At 38.8% G+C, this 15,738-nt stretch carries 14 protein-coding genes and 3 pseudogenes; 13 read left to right on the forward strand and 4 right to left on the reverse strand.

Annotated features, from left to right (window positions below):
• Nucleotides 1-76 precede the first annotated feature (76 nt).
• From ACZ5XR_RS03960 to ACZ5XR_RS03980, 5 genes and pseudogenes are all read left to right on the forward strand, one after another.
• A complete protein-coding gene (locus ACZ5XR_RS03960; RefSeq protein WP_464500388.1) occupies nucleotides 77-874 on the forward strand; it encodes a creatininase family protein in 798 nt (265 codons plus the stop codon).
• Nucleotides 871-2,253 (forward strand): APC family permease, encoded by a 1,383-nt coding sequence (locus ACZ5XR_RS03965; RefSeq protein WP_464500389.1) that lies wholly within the window; start codon nucleotides 871-873, stop codon nucleotides 2,251-2,253. The genes ACZ5XR_RS03960 and ACZ5XR_RS03965 overlap by 4 nt, the downstream gene beginning before the upstream one ends.
• 21 nt (nucleotides 2,254-2,274) lie before the next feature.
• The gene (locus tag ACZ5XR_RS03970) at nucleotides 2,275-3,027 is read left to right on the forward strand and encodes an SDR family NAD(P)-dependent oxidoreductase (RefSeq protein ID WP_464500390.1); all 753 of its coding nucleotides are present in this window, start codon (nucleotides 2,275-2,277) and stop codon (nucleotides 3,025-3,027) included.
• Between the two features lie 138 nt (nucleotides 3,028-3,165).
• Nucleotides 3,166-3,301: pseudogene (locus ACZ5XR_RS03975) on the forward strand (stage V sporulation protein R); the annotation flags it as partial.
• Nucleotides 3,302-3,607: 306 nt separating this feature from the next.
• Nucleotides 3,608-3,793 (forward strand): annotated as a pseudogene (locus tag ACZ5XR_RS03980) (carboxymuconolactone decarboxylase family protein); the annotation flags it as partial.
• A gap of 279 nt (nucleotides 3,794-4,072) precedes the next feature.
• On the opposite strand, the gene ACZ5XR_RS03985 reads toward ACZ5XR_RS03980, so the two are convergent.
• The gene (locus ACZ5XR_RS03985; protein ID WP_464500391.1) at nucleotides 4,073-4,210 is read right to left on the reverse strand and encodes an anti-repressor SinI family protein; all 138 of its coding nucleotides are present in this window, start codon (nucleotides 4,208-4,210) and stop codon (nucleotides 4,073-4,075) included.
• Between the two features lie 239 nt (nucleotides 4,211-4,449).
• Nucleotides 4,450-4,868, reverse strand: a pseudogene (locus ACZ5XR_RS03990) (tyrosine-type recombinase/integrase); the annotation flags it as partial.
• 58 nt (nucleotides 4,869-4,926) lie between these two features.
• Between ACZ5XR_RS03990 and ACZ5XR_RS03995 the strand changes: the two are divergent.
• From ACZ5XR_RS03995 to ACZ5XR_RS04015, 5 genes are all read left to right on the forward strand, one after another.
• Nucleotides 4,927-5,529, forward strand: a complete 603-nt coding sequence (locus ACZ5XR_RS03995) for a pyridoxamine 5'-phosphate oxidase family protein (RefSeq protein ID WP_464500392.1) — start codon at nucleotides 4,927-4,929, stop codon at nucleotides 5,527-5,529.
• 225 nt (nucleotides 5,530-5,754) lie between these two features.
• Nucleotides 5,755-6,309 (forward strand): hypothetical protein, encoded by a 555-nt coding sequence (locus ACZ5XR_RS04000; protein WP_464500393.1) that lies wholly within the window; start codon nucleotides 5,755-5,757, stop codon nucleotides 6,307-6,309.
• Nucleotides 6,310-6,504: 195 nt separating this feature from the next.
• Nucleotides 6,505-6,945, forward strand: a complete 441-nt coding sequence (locus tag ACZ5XR_RS04005) for a CoxG family protein (protein ID WP_464500394.1) — start codon at nucleotides 6,505-6,507, stop codon at nucleotides 6,943-6,945.
• A gap of 396 nt (nucleotides 6,946-7,341) precedes the next feature.
• Nucleotides 7,342-8,730: an aminotransferase-like domain-containing protein gene (locus ACZ5XR_RS04010; RefSeq protein WP_464500395.1), complete on the forward strand. Its 1,389-nt coding sequence runs from the start codon at nucleotides 7,342-7,344 to the stop codon at nucleotides 8,728-8,730.
• Nucleotides 8,731-8,922: 192 nt separating this feature from the next.
• Nucleotides 8,923-10,365 (forward strand): family 43 glycosylhydrolase, encoded by a 1,443-nt coding sequence (locus ACZ5XR_RS04015; RefSeq protein WP_464500396.1) that lies wholly within the window; start codon nucleotides 8,923-8,925, stop codon nucleotides 10,363-10,365.
• Between the two features lie 140 nt (nucleotides 10,366-10,505).
• Here ACZ5XR_RS04015 and ACZ5XR_RS04020 read toward each other — a convergent pair whose 3' ends face one another.
• Together ACZ5XR_RS04020 and ACZ5XR_RS04025 are read right to left on the reverse strand one after the other, a co-directional pair.
• Nucleotides 10,506-11,819, reverse strand: coding sequence for a prolyl oligopeptidase family serine peptidase (locus tag ACZ5XR_RS04020; protein WP_464500397.1), 1,314 nt, complete (start codon nucleotides 11,817-11,819; stop codon nucleotides 10,506-10,508).
• 334 nt (nucleotides 11,820-12,153) lie between these two features.
• On the reverse strand, nucleotides 12,154-12,921 hold the full coding sequence (locus tag ACZ5XR_RS04025) for an IclR family transcriptional regulator (protein ID WP_464500398.1): 768 nt from the start codon (nucleotides 12,919-12,921) through the stop codon (nucleotides 12,154-12,156).
• Between the two features lie 230 nt (nucleotides 12,922-13,151).
• Here ACZ5XR_RS04025 and ACZ5XR_RS04030 point away from each other — a divergent pair, with 230 nt between their 5' ends.
• The 3 genes from ACZ5XR_RS04030 to ACZ5XR_RS04040 are packed head-to-tail and all read left to right on the forward strand — an operon-like array spanning nucleotide 13,152 to nucleotide 15,717.
• Entirely contained in the window at nucleotides 13,152-14,090 is a 939-nt protein-coding gene (locus ACZ5XR_RS04030) for a fumarylacetoacetate hydrolase family protein (RefSeq protein ID WP_464500399.1), read from the forward strand.
• A gap of 12 nt (nucleotides 14,091-14,102) precedes the next feature.
• Complete coding sequence (locus tag ACZ5XR_RS04035; protein ID WP_464500400.1) at nucleotides 14,103-14,591, forward strand: DinB family protein; 489 nt, start codon at nucleotides 14,103-14,105, stop codon at nucleotides 14,589-14,591.
• Nucleotides 14,592-14,604: 13 nt separating this feature from the next.
• Nucleotides 14,605-15,717 carry a cupin domain-containing protein gene (locus ACZ5XR_RS04040; protein ID WP_464500401.1) on the forward strand — a complete coding sequence of 371 codons (1,113 nt, stop codon included), beginning with the start codon at nucleotides 14,605-14,607 and terminating at the stop codon, nucleotides 15,715-15,717.
• Nucleotides 15,718-15,738 lie beyond the last annotated feature (21 nt).

Raw genomic sequence — 15,738 nt, forward strand, 5'->3', positions numbered from 1 at the left:
TAATAGAGCAAAGCTATCGGAATAGTTTTTGTTCCGGTAGCTTCTGAATAAATAGCTAAAAACTAAAGGAGGAATTATGATGAAAAACAGATTGCATATTGAAGAATGGGATGCCCCAAGTTTACAGGAAGCTATTAAGGACGGAACCATTAAACGCGCAATATTAGGGGTAGGTACCATCGAAAATCATGGGCGCCATTTACCAATGGGCACGGATGTATATTTCCCAACAAAAATTGGGGAAGAAGTGGCTAAAGTTCTTGGTGATATCATTATAATCCCAACAGTCCCATATGGGATGTCCATGCATTACAGCTCGATTGGCCCATGTCTTTCCTTATCCTATGAGACCGAAGTGGCTGTACTGCGTGAAGTACTGGAGTCCGTTGTAAGAATGGGAATCAATCAAATCTTCATTATGAATGGCCATGATGGAAATATTCCGGCGATTGAAATGGCTGCTCGTCAGGTTAAACACAAGCATACTGATATACATATAGGAGTTCTCCTTTGCTGGTGGAATCTGTCAAGTACTCCAGTTGCAAAACAGTTTGAAGTATGGGGTGGTCTTGGCCATGCGGGGGAAGGGGAAACTTCGGCCATGCTTGCTACACGTCCTGATTTATGTGACATGTCGGTTGCACAAGGTCGTGTTCCAGAATTTCCATATGAAGAACAAGGTTTTATCACCACAATTTGGGAATTCGGAGAACTTACAGAATTTGGGGCAACTGGAGATCCGTCAAAGGCAACTCCTGAAAAAGGTGAAAGAATTGTTGAATATGTCTCTGGTCAAATTGTGAAATACTTTCAAGATCTAGATGCATCCGAGGGTAAGTATGGACTCCAGCTTATTAAAGAGGTAAATGTATGAGCCGTGAGCTAAAGAAAAACCATCTATCCATCGTCGAGGTTCTGGCCTTATCCGTCTCGATTATTGCACCGACAATGGCGATGGCCTTTAATACTTCAGGGGCGGCTGCTCAGGCAGGATCCGGTACACCTTTAGCGTTTTTAGTCGCTACTATCGCCATTTTATTATGTGGAGTATCGTTCGTTGAATTTTCAAAGAGAATTTCACATTCAGGTTCTGTTTACGCTTACAACACTTTCGGACTTGGACCCCGATTCGGTCTCGTCAGCGGATGGGCACTTGTGGCAACCTATTTTTGCTTTACAGCCAATTCCGCAGCATTATTCGGAAGCTTTGTAAAAGTGCTGCTCGCTCACTTTAACATTGATGCACCGGAGTGGATCCTTGTTCTGTTTGGGATTGCCATTGTATGGATTTTCGCTTTGCGTGATGTGAAAATTTCCACACGGGCAGGATTGGCGATGGAATTAATTTCAGTTGTGGTTCTCCTTATCTTAGCGTTTAGCATTTTCGGCAAAGGCGGAGATAGTGGAATCACCGCCCAGCCATTTACCTTAAAAGGGACTAGTTTCAGTGGAATTGGAATGGCCATGGTATTTGGAATTCTTTCATTCGCAGGTTTTGAGGGAGCTGCAACTCTTGGTGAGGAGGCAAAAAATCCCAGAAAAGCAGTTCCACTAGCTATTTTTGGAACAGTTGTTCTTGCAGGAATTTTCTTTGCATTCGTCAGTTATGCTGAAGTTTTAGGCTTTGGAGTGCAGCATGTTGATAAATTAGCAGGTTCAGCTTCTCCATTGGATGATTTAGCATCAAGGTTTGTAGGTAGTAAAATGGGGATTTTCATTGACTTTGCGGCAATGATTAGTGCTTTTGCATGTTCACTCGGTAGTGCTAATGCATGCTCACGTATGGTTTTTGCCTTGAGTCGTGATGGAATTCTGCCGCGAGTACTAAGCAAAACACATGAGGTTCACAAAACGCCTAATGTAGCTGTCCACACAATAGGGATTCTGACAACAGTACTCTATTTGATATGGGGAACAAGTGTAGGAGCAGGAAACTTCTATAACTATGTAGGGACTATTGGAACACTTACACTATTGGTAGCTTACGCTCTGGTAAATATAGCTGCTATTCGCTACTTCCGACGTGATCGGGAAAACGGATACTCTGTTGTCAAACATGCCATTATTCCTGCCATTAGCTTTCTAATCTTGCTTTGGCCGATGTGGAATAATATTTATCCAGTTCCTAAGTATCCGTTTAATTTATTTCCATATATCGCTGTGGCATGGATTGTGATTGGGATCATCATAAGCTTTGTTAAATTGACTCCTGGAAAGAGGAGTAAATTATTAGAAGACGAGATGGTTGGTTGATTTTAAAATGGGGGTAAATGGATGTTGAATTTACAAGGTAAAGTGGTTATTGTTACCGGATCAGGAAGAGGGATTGGCAAGGATATTGCCCAAATGTTAAATGAATTACAAGCAAATGTGGTCGTTACCGACATGGATCCTGCATTGGCTAAGGCTACAGCTGAGAGCTTGGGTACCACTTGGGTAAAGGTAGACGTCACAAATCCGGAGGATACCCGGAACTTGATTCAGCATACGCTAAATACGTATGGACGAATTGATGTATTAGTAAACAATGCTGGAATAATGGGTTTGTCGAAATTAGAGGAGATGTCATTAAGTAGTTGGAATCAAATGATGGCTGTACACCTCACCGGCACTTTCCTATGCTCTCAAGCTGTTCTCCCGATTATGAAAAAACAACGGTCAGGCAAAATAATCAATATTTCATCAAATTGGGGACAACGCGGTGCTGCAGAAGCTGTTCATTATTGTACGGCAAAGGCTGGGATTATTGGTTTTACAAGAGCACTCGCACGGGAAGTTGCTCTTGATGGAATACAGGTGAACGCTGTCGCTCCGGGACCGATCGAAACAGACATGATTTCTGAAGAAGCTCGACTTTTAGGTATTTCCGTCGAAGAGGTCCGCAGCAACCTAACGGCAGGCATTCCTTTAGGAAGGCTGGGCTCCACACGTGATGTAGCTGGCGCGGTTGCCTTTCTTGCCAGTGAAATGGGAGATTTTTTCTGTGGCCAAATTGTAGCGCCTAATGGTGGGGAAGTTATGATGTAACAGCAATAGAAGGCATATTAGATTGTGAAAAACTTCTGCGGAGGCTGTCTAAAAGGGTTTGATACTTTGAGGCAGCCTTTGCTTTTTGATTTTTTATAAGAACCATATGAGAACCTGAAAGGTTGAACAAAACGTTAAGATTTGGTCATGCGCGAGGATATGTATCTTTCTCAAAAACAAGGACGGGATTATAAAATTGTCGACAAGAAATGGGAGCATGTCCGCGACCAGCTCGTCAATAGATTGGTTTGGCGGATTCACATTCCTTTCATTAATAAAGTTCATCAAGAAAGGGGATAATCTGCTCTTTTTTTGTTTCTCGTATCGCTGGGCGATATAGCTTGCAAATAACTCCGCAGAACTTGTTTATGAGGTGTCAAACAACTACTCTTTACCCACAGACAACCAAATCAAAATCAATCAAAATTTATTTTTTTTCGACTATTTAGATTCACGATTTTTAAATAAACAACCTATTCCCGGGAAATATCAACAAATTTTGAGTAGATATCGACAAAAAATTCGATGAGTGGTACTAGAAGTAAAGATATATCTAACAGCCAGGGTTTCCCTGACAGTCAAAAAGGCTGCACTTGAACTAACGGAATATGTTACCCTGGTCTCTGCTAAGCGTGTACCGGACGAGCTCTATTATCAAGTTCGTAAATATTTTAGTGAAAATGACTATGTTGATCTTATTTTTATGATTAATAAAATAAATAGCTGGAATCGTCTTTCCATTTCAATGGGCAATTTTGCAAAATAAAACATCAAATTATTTATTATGTGTAAAAATGTAATAAGACTATATTTCTTTATAATACTGATTGGAAAAAATCCCAAAAAAATCGACATAAATTAGAAGGAGTATGTCAAAAAACGTCATGGAACTATTTATGAAATAAGCTGATTTAAATAATAAGCCCCTACATATAAGATTTATCTTAAATCTCATATGTAGAGGCTTATTTTCTATTCAATAAATAACATGCCATAGTTATTTATCGATTGCAAAAGCAACTTGGTAGGTTAATAATAAACTCTGCTAAAATTTATGGCTTCTCCTTTTCTCTTTTTCTTTTTCTAAAAAATTCTTAAAATCTTCTTTTGTCATATCAGATTTCATCGCTTCTTTTACTAACTCAATCCATTCTTTAGGAAGATCAGACGTGCTTTTTTTCATTTTTACCCCTCCATTTAAAACAGATTTATTGTAATTAGAAAACATTCTAGATTAAAACTATATTATAAATTTCGAATCATAACGGTTTATTTTTGTGGTAGAAAAGGAAATGAAAAATAAATGAAAAATACGTAATAGGAAATTAATATGGCTCTAAGATTGTGAAATTTGTACTTAAACAAACGGATGCAAGAGTTAAACAAAGCAACGCAATGGAAAAATGCGTTGCTTATTTAGTGCTAAAAATACTTCCTATATAATTCCTGCCTAATGCTTCCGCTAAGCTGGGCATATATCTGGGTAGCTTCACTTTTTTCATGATCTAACAAGCTTTGAATAACATCCAGAGGGGCACCATTGTTAAGTAAATGGGTTGCATAGCTGTGCCTTAACTGGTGAGGATGAATATTTTTGTTGATTCCAGCAAGGTTGGAAATGCGTTTAATAATGTATCTCATTTGAGCAATACTCATTCGATGAGGGTCACGTTCCATAACAAAAATTGCTTGATCCCTGTCTTCATGATTATCCAGATATCATTTTAACCATATTTCTCAGCGGATATTAAAATAGACTTCCCGTTCCTTATCGGTTTGCCCCTTATAACGGTGGAACGGTTCGACCAATTAATTCTGCCTCTATCTAATGAAACAACTTTCTAAATTTCGTCTAAACTATGTGTTAAAATAATAGACAAATTATTGAAAGGGATGGCGATGATGTCAAGAGGAGAACATTTACTTCAAGAGCAATATGGAACAACCAAGAGAGCATCCTCTTTTTATGAAAATCAAATGCTTAACTACTTAAACAATAAGATGACGGAGTTTATATCGAAACAAGGTATGATATTCATTGCAACTGCTGATTCTAATGGAAACTGTGACTCCTCTTTTAGGGCTGGCTTACCAGGTTTTGTACGTGTTATTGATGATAAAACAATAATTTATCCAGAATATAAAGGGAATGGTGTTATGGCAAGTTTAGGCAACATCATTGAAAATCCCCATATAGGACTAATGTTTATCGATTTTTTTGAGAATAGCATAGGGTTACATGTTAATGGAAAGGCAGCTATTATAGAAAATAGCCAATTAAGCTCATTTAATATTCCTGAAGAGATAATAAATGATATTGCAGAAAAAGAAGGAAACAAACCTGAACGTTGGGTTATGGTAAAAGTTGATGAAGCATATATTCACTGTTCAAAACATATCCCAAAACTACAACAAATGAACATAAAAATATATTGGGGAACTGAAGATGAAAAACATAAGAGAGGGGATTTCTTCAAGACAAAACAAAGTATGAGACAGTAAAGATTGTGAAAAAATGCACTTAAACTTATGGGGACTTTTGTTTCACAGCTTCTGGTCTGTTTTTCAGTCCTTTTTCAACTAAACCAGTTAATAGTTTATCGATTTTTTTTAATAAAATATTAAACTCGAAAATGATATACTAAAAATGTGCATGCCAAATAACCTTCCTTTAACCCATTGGAAGGTTTAGTTGTTTTGAGTTGGATATAGTTAGGAGAGGGCAACATGGAAAAAATATTAGAGCAGATATTGAACGAACTTAAAGAACTTAAAACAGGACAACAGCAATTAGAAGAAAAAATAGATAGCCTTCGAAGGTCCATATTAAATGATATGACGCCTTCCATAGAAACCCCCGATAAGCTTATTGAAGAGAATGAAGTTGAGATTCACACACGTTTCGAACGTTTTTCCAAATCCCGGTTGGAAGAGTATACTGAAAAACAGTTTGTCGAAGACCTGCAAACTGTAGAGCAAATCAGCACGACCGTCGAAGAAAACATTCAAAAGGATAATGGATTTTCGGAAATTACAACCGATCGAAAAATTGCAGAGTATCTATCAAATCCGAAAAAAAAGGAACTTCGGAACCAGGTCAATACTGCGGTCGCAGGGGCAAAGGATCTGTTCCCAGGTCGTAGAATCACATTGGAAATTAGGGGAGAGCTCCTTTTCCTTGAGATCGAAGGAAAAGAGGAAAAGGACATCGAAATTCTAAATAAGCTGAATTCGATGTCTTCGTCCTTCGAGGAATTTATCATCGATTTAGATTTTCAGTAACAGCAACACCATAAAAAAAGCATGCTCTACCCTTTTGGGATTATTTTTCCTGAAACCAGTTCTTCAAATAAAAAGATTATTAGAAGTAGGAAATCTATGAGTAATTAGTGATGTAAGTTTATGTTTTTTATGTAATAATTATATTTTGTAAAAATATAAATTTACAATTCATACGTAGTGAAAGTGGGAATCATAATGGCAACGGGAACACATACAGTAGAAATTCCAGTAGATGTACAAGCAGTTTGGGATTATGTCAGTGACCTTGAAAAATGGGCAACGACAGTACCAGCTTATAAAGAACATGAAATCATAAATGACAAGCAATCTATTTGGACATTTGAAGGTAGTGTGAAAGGTATTAAAAAAACCGTACAAGCGCAGGTAGATATTACCGAATGGAATGAACCTTCAAATATTAAGTTTGAACTTAAAGGTTTATCAGATAATTTCACAGGAAGCGGTCACTTTACTGCAGAAGATGTTAATGGTAAAACAACAATGACTTGTAAGGTGGAAGTCCGTGCAGGAGGAATATCCGGGGCTGTGTTAACACCAATTATTAAATGGGCTGTTCCCAAAGTAGCATCTCGTTTAACAGAATCTATCGCCCGTAAAATTGCAGTATTCTCATAGTTGAAAATGGCTCAGTTCACTGAGCCATTTTTAATATCCATTTTCGGTTGCCTGAATGGTTCCCTCATCTGGGTCTGTGAGGGTCCGCTCTCATCTGTTGGGGGGCAGGCTAAATACCCGCCGATCTGAAAAATAGACGGAGAAATTTCGCTTAATTAGTAAAATGCACTGAAAATGGCTTAAATAGACGGAGAGATTCCGCCTATTGACTCGAAAAACATGAAAATGAGGGATTTTTCTTTGCATAACCGGAAATCCTCCGCTTATTTCCCCCGAAAAGAGCTCCATTCTGAATTTAACCGAAAAGTCTCCGCTTATTTTAAATATCACTGGTTACTTATTTAATTGTTTTCTAAACGACACAATCATATAATTGTTTGAAAAAGGATACGGATCATGCCAATTAATTCTTTTGAAAACTATCCGATGAGCTGGAAGCCATCGATTGATAAAACTGAAAAACCTATTTATCAAGCACTCGCAAGACGATTGGAACAGGATATACTAAACGGAGAATTGCTACCTGGAACAAAACTTCCTCCACAAAGAGAACTGGCTGATTATTTGGATTTAAATCTGAGCACCATTTCAAAAGCTTTTAAAGTGTGTGAGTTAAAGGGCTTGTTAAGTGCATCAGTTGGAAGTGGGACATTTGTATCGTATGATGCGTTATCGAATGCGTATTTACTTGAAGATACAAAGCCGAAGCACTTAATTGAAATGGGTGCAACACTTCCAGATAATGCTTCTTACGAGCCACTGCTACTCCAACTAAAAAGTATGCTTCAAGAGACGGATTATGAAAAATGGTTTGGATATGGCCGAGCAGGCGAAAGCCTTTGGCAAAAGGATGCAGCTATAAAGCTTATTCGAAGAGGTGGGTTTGAAACAACAGTTGACCACATTTTATTTGCAAATGGGGGTCAAAATGCGATTGCTGCTACACTGGCAAGTCTTTGTAAGCCTGGGGAACGCATTGGTGTTGACCAGCATACATACCCTGGCTTAAAAACGGTTGCAGCGATGCTTAGCGTGCAATTAGTTCCGATAAAATCAGAGAACGATGAAATGAGTCCATCGTCTTTTGTATATGCGTGTAAAAATGAAAGCATTAAAGGCATTTACTTAATTCCAGATTATCATAATCCGACAGCTTCCTTTATGTCGGTCGAGAATCGAAAAAGGATTGCAGCCATTGCCAAAAAGTATAAACAGTTCGTTATTGAAGATGCATCGTACCATCTTCTGAGCAAAGAGCCACTGCCAGCAGTTGCATCATTTGCACCAGAACAGGTTATCTATATTGCAAGTTTATCGAAATCATTAGCACCAGGCTTACGACTAGCCTATGTAGCAGTGCCGAGTCAATTCAAGGAGCCAATTTCAAAGGCCCTTTATAATTTAAATATAACGGTTTCCCCATTATTAGCAGAACTGACAGCACGGACAATTGTATCGAATCAATTTGAAGTCTTAATTAAGGGTCATCGGGAACAGACAATTCGCAGAAACCAAGTCGTAAATCGATATTTGGCAGACTATACGTGCTTAGGTGATGAAACAGGTATCTTTCGTTGGCTGCTATTACCAGGCACGATTACAGGTGCTGAATTTGAAACGTTAGCGGCACAGCAGGGGGTACAAGTGTATGCGGCTGAACGTTTTGTAGTTGGTAATAGTTCTCCAGAGCGGGCGGTAAGGGTTTCTGTCTGTGCACCAAAAACGCTTGAAGAGCTTGAGCAGGGATTGATGATCCTTAAATGTTTATTAAATGATCTTACCTAATATTGTTCGCCATACAATTATAATATTGTATGGCTTTTTTTACGTGATATATGGTCCATTCTTTTATTGGGAAACTGCAATTCATCTGAATTACAAAAATAATAAGTCGGTTTTGGAGTGGTTTCTTTTTTCTATAATCTTATAATTCTAGTAATAGGAGAGGATAATCAAATAAAATGATTGGAGGTTCATATGAAAAAACAAGCCTTTAACCCCTATTTGCCTAGCTATGAATATGTTCCTGACGGAGAGCCCTATGTATTTGGTAAAAGGGTATACGTGTATGGGAGTCATGATCAATTCAATGGTCCATATTTCTGTCAAAATGATTATGTATGTTGGTCGGCTTCGGTAGATGACCTGAGTAATTGGAGATACGAAGGAGTTATTTATAAGAAAATACAAGACCCTATGGGACGAAACGGTAACAGATTATTATTTGCACCGGATGTACAGCAGGGAGCTGACGGAAGATATTATTTATATTATGCATTTGATTTTTTGGGAGTCATATCAGTAGCAGTCTGTGATTCGCCTGCAGGTAAATATGAATTTTATGGACATATACACTACAAGGATGGAACCTTACTCGGTAACCGCCAGGTGGATGGATTCCAGTATGATCCAGGTGTGCTAGTGGACGATGATGGCAAAGTTTATTTATATTCGGGTTTCTGTCCGGTAAATTTCCCTTGGCAGCTTCGAGGCGTTGAAGAAAAAACGGTAAAAGGGGGTATGGTCATCGAACTAGAAGCAGATATGATTACGGTCAAAGAGGAACCGAAATATATCTTTCCGTTTAAGCTTAACGGTATGGGAACATCTTTTGAAGGACATGAATTTTTTGAGGCATCTTCGATGAGAAAGATTGGTCATACCTATTATTTCATTTATTCTTCCTTTAACGGACATGAACTATGTTACGCAACATCCAAGAGTCCCATTGGTGGTTTTGAATATGGAGGAACCATTGTCTCCAATGGGGATATCTATCTAAATGGTAGAACAGATGAAGAGACACTAAATTACACAGGCACCAATCATGGCAGCATCATCGAAATAAACGGTAAATGGTATGTATTCTATCAAAGACAGACCAATAGGAATCAATTTTCACGGCAGGGATGCGCTGAAGAAATTCAAATCGACAGCGATGGAAGTATAAGACAAGTAGAAATGACAAGTTGTGGACTTAATGGAGGTCCATTGATTGGGAGGGGCGAATATCCTGCCTATATTGCTTGTAATCTAATGTGCAGAACAGGTGCAGTTAAATACGAAATTGGTCAAGAAATAGATGAGTCTCATCCATTTTTTACGCAAGAAGGGGAGGACCGGGATGATACCCCTAATCAATATATTGCGAATTTGACGGATGGAGCCGTAGCGGGATTTAAGTATTTTCATATTGAAGATGTCTCTGAGATTTCTGTTAAAGTAAGAGGAACCGGAAAAGGAGAACTTTATGTAAGTACTACAATTGGCAGTGAAAAGGTTGCTCAGATTCCACTATCTCCTTCAAAAGAATGGGTAATTAACAAGGCTCCACTACAAATAAATAATGGAGTATACGCTTTGTACTTTACATACAAAGGTGAAGGGACAATTGATTTATTTTCCTTTAAAATAGAATAAATTTACTTATGGAAAAACACACAGGAGCGATCTTCAAAATGAAGGTCGTTCTTTTTCTTATTTTAAATAAGTTAAAAGAGAAAACATCGCCTTAAAATAAGCGATGTTTTCAAAAAGTATAGATTCTTGCAGGAATATGTTTAAAAACTGCTCTTTACATATAAATCTGCGTCTGTTGTCTGATTTTGCTTTGACTGCAGCGCCAACCACTGGAGAAGCGTTACTTCTTTGCCGTTTACTTTTACAGGAGAACCATCGTAATCCAGTACGCATTCGTCCTTGAGCATATAAATCCAAGTACCATGTCCAAAGAATTCAAATGGATTGCCTTCAGTATCCTTGAAAATGCCTGAGGTATCTACGACATTATCAAAGTATGAAAAATGAACATTGGCTGCGCCGGCTTTAAGCAGGCGCTCGTATGTCGGAATGACTGTGACTTCAGGCTTTACAATAGTGTCATTTTTGGCATGGGTGAACCAGATTGGTGTATTCTTGATATCTTCAATATTTTCATCGGTGACTACCTTGTCATAGAGGGCTTCGCAGACAGGATAAGCAGCAGCGAAGAAACCTGGGTAATCGATGATCATGCGCATTGTCATGAAGCCGCCGTTCGAACAACCGCCGATGTAGATTCGATTTGTATCAATGTCAGTATGAGTATCGATAAACTCATCAATAAGCGCTTTCAATGCCTTAACATATTTTGATTTGCCGCTCTCAGTATACTTGCCGCTGCCATCGTCCAACCACATGGTGGATGCTTGTGGAGCAAGGACATAGGCTCCGCCGAAGATGCTCTGCACTTTTTCGCTCGACAGGTTTACAACATTATTTCCGGTATAAGCAATCGACGTGTCATTTCCGCCCTCGCCTCCACCGTGCAGCCAAATGATCAAAGGACGTTTTCCTCTGTTCATGTTCGGTGTATAATAGCCGAATCTTAGTGGCATTTTAGCATAGGATGATTCGCTGTTTACCCAACCTTTTACTTGTTCCATCTTGCCGCCGCTAAAATGATCATACACAAGCCCGGAAATGGAATCTTTAGCGGTTTGTATTTCTTTCACCTGGGTAATGCGAAAATCACAGAATACATTTACATTATGTTCTCCTAAAAACGCAATATCTGAGTTTAAACGGAAGACCGCCTCAATTTCGAGTTCCAGCGTGGCGTGACTGCCGACTTCGGTTTTGGTCCCTTCAACGTCTGATGGATACGCTTTAATAACATTGCAATATCCCTTTGATGGATAAAGCTCTTTCGAATTCCAATCTCTTATAATTTGAACCACTTCACCGGTTTTTTTGCTTCGTCTCTCAACATAAACATTGAAAGTATCTTCCGATAGCGCCTCAGATTTAATAGACTCAGGCAGGGGAAGAATGATTTTCTTAATGTAAGGGCCATAATCAGTTACTTCGGTCACAGTCATGTAAGAACGATTCATTTATATACCTCCTATTGAACATAATAACCATAATCCGGAAATAAACCTCAAAATCTATGGTGCGTTTAGTTTTTAGCTACTAAACTTGTTTGCAAAATGTTTAGAGGTATTTCTCTTAATTATAATCGTATCACTCGAAAAAAGTGGATGTCAACGCTTAATTTTACTAAATTAAACTAAACTAACTAAAAAAGTTTAGAGTAAATATAAACTGAACCAATATTCCACAACCAGGTTTACTGAATGGAGAAGATGCCGATTAAAATGAAGGATATAAATAATATCAAAAAGTAAAAATACCAAAAGTGACTTGTTTTCACTTTTGGTATTTTTATCATTGTGGAGAGTTGTATCCAAAACTTTTGGAAATGTCTTTACTTATTTCAATAATGATTTTACTTATTTCTTCCGTTTCGGTTTTTGGTATATGCTCTGAAAAACCTACCACTGCGACCGCACCTAAAAGATTCTTCCTGTAATTTAAGACAGGAAAAGAGACAGATGATACAGAAGGGACGAGCGGTTCACTTGCAAATGAAATTTCTTTTTCCTGAATCTGCTCAATTTCTTTCTCTAAGCTCTGTAATTGGTTTGATGGTACTCTTTCACTTGCAGCGGTTTTCCATGCTTGAGTCATATTTCGATCCATGAATGCATTAAAAATTTTCCCGGCTGCTGAAAAGGGAGGAAGAAGGGTCCCGATTTGTGCACCAATATTTAGCCCCTGGTTTGCATTAAACATTTTAATGACCATTGGGCCGCTTTGAGTCCAAATAGAAAATAATACAGTGTTTCCAGTTTTCTTATTTAATAATTCCAGATAAGGAGTAATCCTATCCACGACATTTTCTTGATCGACAGCTGCCATCCCATATTCGATTAATTTACTCCCAAGGACATAGGCACCAGATTCTTTATCACGGTAAAGGATTCCCAATTGTGCAAAAGTATTGAGATATTTATATAAATTACTTTTAGTCATTTGCGTATACTCTTGAATTTCCGTGAATTTGCACGGCTTTTTTTGAAGGGCAATGAAATCTAATATTCCCATCCCCACTTCTAAAGATTGAATGGTACTGCTGCTTTTTGGCTTTTCCATCTTACTTCTCCCCCGGCAAAATTTATCCTCTTCCAACTTAATCTATTTTTTCAAAAATAACAATTTCAATTTGTTGAATAAAATCATTCGAATGATCCAATATTTAGAGGTTTATTATTAAAAATATTTTGAATATACCGATATTGACATTTTTTTGATAGATAAATTATCATAATAGTGAACTTGGTAATCTATTTATGGACTTAATCGAATAAAAGGGGATTTTTTATATGAAATTAGTAACGTTTACAAGAGAAGGAGTTTCACATGTAGGAACACTAGTAGATAACGAGGTAATTGATCTAAATCTTGCTTATCAAGGATTGGTTGCATCGGAAGGAAAGCTGCGTGCCTGCCAAATTGCGGAAGCATTTGTTCCAGCAGATATGAATGGTTTCTTACAGGGGGGCAAAGAAAGCCTTGAACTTGCGAAAAAGGCAGTCCAATATGCTCTGGAAACTAGAAAAAATAAAGGGAGGAAGCTAGTATTTTCCGTTAACGATGTAAAAATGGAAGCTCCAGTCCCTAATCCGGGAAAAATCATTTGCGTCGGCCATAACTATCGTGAACATATTTTAGAAATGGGACGCGAAATACCGAAGTTCCCTGTTGTATTTGCCAAGTTTGCGAACACAGTTGTAGGGCCTGCGGACGATATTCCATTTTTCCCAATTTCAGAACAGCTTGATTATGAAGCTGAAATGGCCTTTATAATCGGGAAAAGAGCGAGAAACGTATCACAGGAAGATGCTTTGGATTATGTTGCAGGCTATACCATCGTTAATGATGTTACCTATCGTGACCTTCAACGCCGTACAATTCAGTGGCTGCAGGGAAAAACGGTAGAGGGCAGTGCCCCAATGGGTCCATGGCTTATTACCACTGATGAACTTACTAATCCATCTGGATTGGAAGTAGTGCTAACTGTAAATGGTGAGGAAAGACAACGTACCAATACTGCAAATCTAGTATTCTCAGTTCAATATTTAGTTGAGTTTTTATCGAATTTAGTAACGCTCGAACCCGGAGATGTCATTTTAACTGGAACACCAGGCGGAGTAGGCGTCGCGATGGATCCACCGGCCTTCTTAAAAGACGGTGATGTAGTGAAAATTTCAATTGATAAAATTGGTTCTTTAGAAAATAAAGTGAAAAAAGTGACAGAGTAGGAGTGACCAGTCTTGGAGACCAAAACAATCCAGCAATCCATTCACTCTGTGCAAAACTCGATTGACAAAATGATTGATACAGTATCGGGACTTTCCGAAAATACCATCCGCTGGTGGCCAAGTGAGGATGAATGGTCTATTATGCAAATTGTCTGCCACGTCTTGGAAGCCATTCCTTATTGGATGAAAGAAATTGCCCAAATAAAGGTGCATCCAGGGGAATTATGGGGAAGAAGCCACCTTCAAGAAGCACGCCTTGCTGCCGTCACAGAATCAGATAAAAGAACCATTGATGAAGTATTAACGGAGCTAACTGCTTTAAAGGCTCAAGTAGATACAGAGTTAAATAGGTTGGACCAGGAAGTCCTGGCCATAGAATCAACTAGCCGCAACCCTAATTTTGGAACAAAACCAATATCATTTATCGTTGATCATCTAATTGTCGAGCATGCCAGTAAGCACTGCAGGCAGATAGAAAGAAATCTTTCAAAATTAAGCTAAAAGGGGAATTGGTATGGCAGAGAAAACGGAATTTATGAACAGTCAAATTGTTAAAGATTTTAATAGAGACCTAGAGGAATTTCATCTTGGTCCATTATGGGAAGCCATCCCAGCCTTAATGCATAAGCAGCCGGAGCCCCAGGCGCAAGCCTATCTTTGGAAATGGGACGTGATTTATAAAAAGTTAATGGAAGCTGCAACGATCTTTACACCAGATCGCGGCGGGGAAAGAAGAGCGATTTATTTTCAAAATCCTGGACTGACAAACCGCCATCCGTGGGGATGGGCATCAACCACGCAAACCCTTTATGCAGCTGTTCAATTAATTCTCCCAGGGGAAACAGCACCGTCCCATCGTCATTCACAAAATGCGCTCCGGTTTATTACACATGGAGAGGGCGCCTATACCATTGTCCAGGGTGAACGGATTTTTATGGAGGAGGGTGATTACCTTATTACGCCAAAGAATCTATGGCATGGTCACGCCCATCTCGGTGAAAAACCAATGATCTGGATGGATGCCCTTGACATTCCTACCGTTTATGCCATTGGTGGAACGTTCTTTGAGCCCTATCCAGAAAAAATCGAGGTTCCAAAGGTTCCTGATAATTTGTCCGCGCAGCGCTATGAAGGGGGAATGGTCCGCCCGATCGGCGACCGCTATCCAATGTCCGCGCCGCTTGGTGCTTATAAATGGAAAAGAACCGAAGAGGCAATTAAAGGATTAAGTCGTTTTGAACCGGATCCATTTGATGGTTACGCGGTTGAGTATATCAATCCATCAACCGGAGAAACAGCCAATAAAAATATTGCCTCCTGGATGCAAAAAGTGCCAAAAGGATTCCATACGAAAGCTCATCGTCATACCCATGCCACTATATATAACGTATTTAAGGGTTCAGGATATAGCGTGATCAACGGAGTCCGCTTTGACTGGTCTGAAGGCGATTATTTTGTAGTGCCAAACTGGGCATGGCATGAGCATGTCGCCGATGAAGATACGTATTTATTCTCTTGCAGTGATTTGCCAATTATGGAGCATTTTGAACTTGAACAATCGCAAGTCTTCGAAAAAAATAATGGGTATCAAACGGTTGTGGGTGAATTTAAGCCTAAAATGGCTTAGAAAACTGGATACCTGTGTAAG

It is taken from the genome of Neobacillus sp. Fa239 (assembly GCF_055395235.1).